Below are 2136 nucleotides of genomic sequence, written 5' to 3' on the forward strand. Positions count from 1 at the left end.
CCTGGATCTCTGACCCGGGGAGCCCGGTCGGGGCCAGGCGACCGACCTGGCGGTTCTGCCGGCGTGACGCCGACGGCCGGCTCCTAGCGTCCGAGCCGCACCCAGCCCGGACCGAGGAGACCCGATGACCCGCGCGACCGCCGCCCCGGACCTCGCGACCCGCCGCGCCGACGGCGTGCGCGGCGTCCTCGTCCGCCGCTGGCCGGCCGCGCTCGGTGCCGTCGCGGCCGCCAACGGCCTCGCGCTCGTCGCCCGGCTACCCGAGCCCGCGCAGGCCTGGACGAGCGCGTGGTGCGTGCTGCTGGCCGCGGTCGTCCACCTGACCTGGGGCACCGCCCGCGGCGACCTGGGTGACCGGCGGCTGCTGACCGCACAGACCGCGGCGGTGCTCGGCTTCGGCGCGGTGGCCCTCGCCGCGGTCGCCGTCGAGCCCGCTGCCGCCCGCTACGTGCTCGCCGCCGGCTGGCTCGCCCACGCCGCCTGGGACGGCGCCCACCACCGCCTGGGCCGGGTCGTGCCGCGCTGGTACGCCGAGACCTGCCTGGTCGCCGACCTCGTCGTCGCCGCCGCCCTGCTCACCGTCGGCCTCGGCTGACCGCACCCGCCCCCTCCCCACCACACGCCGACCAGGAGACGCCATGACCCTCCCCACCCGACCCGCGGACCGGCTCCTCGACGTGCTCGTCGTCGGCGCCGGCCAGGCCGGCCTCGCCCTCGGGCACCACCTCGCCGCCCGCGGCGCGGACCTCCTGCTCGTCGACGCCGGCCCGGAGATCGGCTCCGCGTGGCGGGACCGGTGGGACTCGCTGCGGCTGTTCAGCCCGGCCCGGTACGACTCGCTGCCGGGCCTGCCGTTCCCCGCCCCGGCCGACAGCCACCCGGGCAAGGACGACGTCGCCGACTACCTGGCCGCCTACGCCGCGCACTTCGCCCTGCCGGTCCGGCTGGACACCCCGGTGGTCCGGCTGCACCGCGAGGCCGACGGCACCTTCACCGCCACCACCCCGACCGGGACGTTGCGCGCCCGGCAGGTCGTGGTCGCCACCGGCCCGTTCCAGACCCCGCACGTCCCGGCCCTCGCCGGCCAGCTGGACCCGGACGTGCCGCAGCTGCACAGCTCCGCGTACCGGAACCCGGCCCAGCTGCCCGGCGGCGGCCGCGTGCTGGTCGTCGGCGCGGCCAACTCCGGCCTGCAGATCGCCGCCGAGCTCGCCGCCACCCAGCCGGTCACCGTCGCGGTCGGCACCCGGCCGACCGAGCTGCCCCAGCGCATCGCCGGCCGTGACCTGTTCGACTGGCTCGACGCGGTCGGCTTCTTCACCGTGCCCGCGCGCAGCCGCCTCGGCCGCCGGCTGCGCGCCCGCGGCGACCTGGTCATCGGCACCCGCAGCCGCGCACTGCGCCGGCGGGGCATCGAGTTCCGCCCGCGGCTGACCGACCTGACGGGCGCCACCGCCGTCTTCGCCGACGGGACCACCGTCGACGTCGACGCCGTCGTGTGGGCGACCGGCTACCGGCCCGACCACTCCTGGCTGCACGTGCCCGGCGCCCTCGACGACGCCGGCGCCGTCCGGCACACCGCCGGGGTCACCGAGGTGCCCGGGCTCTACGTCCTGGGCCAGCCCTGGCAGACCTCCCGCGGCTCGGCGCTGCTCGGCTTCGTCGGCGCCGACGCCGCCGCGCTGGCCGACCGGATGGCCGCCGACGCGGAGCAGGCGGGGACCGGCTCCCGTCCGCCGGTGGCGGGGGTGGCCCGGTGAGCGCCGTCCTCCGGGCCGGTCCCGCACCGCCGGCGCCGCGGCGTGCCGCGCTCGCCGGCTGCGTCCGCGCCCTGCTGGTGCCGCTGCCCGGCCTGGCCGCCCTGGTCGTGGGCTGGACGCTCGCCGGCGCGACCGGGTGGGGAGCCGCCGGAGCCGCTGTCGCGGTCTGGGCCGCCGGCAGCGCGCTGTGGCTGCGTCGGCAGGCGTGGCCGCCGGCGCTGGTTCCCCTGGTGACGTGGGCGGTGCCGGCGGCGCTGCTCGCCCCGCTGGCCGTCCTGGGCTGGCTGCCGGCCGACGGGCTGGTCCTGTGGAGCCCGCTGACCACGGTGCTGGTGGTCCTGGCGGTGGCCCCACCGCCGGTCGCTACAGCTCCAGC

2 protein-coding genes and 1 pseudogene are annotated in these 2136 nt (G+C 79.2%); all 3 read left to right on the forward strand.

From position 1 onward, the window contains the following. Window positions 1–124 precede the first annotated feature (124 nt). Entirely contained in the window at window positions 125–595 is a 471-nt protein-coding gene (locus ACI8AD_RS24890; RefSeq protein WP_456873210.1) for a hypothetical protein, read from the forward strand. 43 nt (window positions 596–638) lie between these two features. Next, the gene (locus ACI8AD_RS24895; RefSeq protein ID WP_456873211.1) at window positions 639–1760 is read left to right on the forward strand and encodes a flavin-containing monooxygenase; all 1122 of its coding nucleotides are present in this window, start codon (window positions 639–641) and stop codon (window positions 1758–1760) included. Continuing rightward, window positions 1757–2136 (forward strand): annotated as a pseudogene (locus ACI8AD_RS24900) (hypothetical protein); the annotation flags it as partial. The gene ACI8AD_RS24895 and the pseudogene ACI8AD_RS24900, both read left to right, overlap by 4 nt.

The organism is Geodermatophilus sp. SYSU D00766 (genome assembly GCF_054049915.1).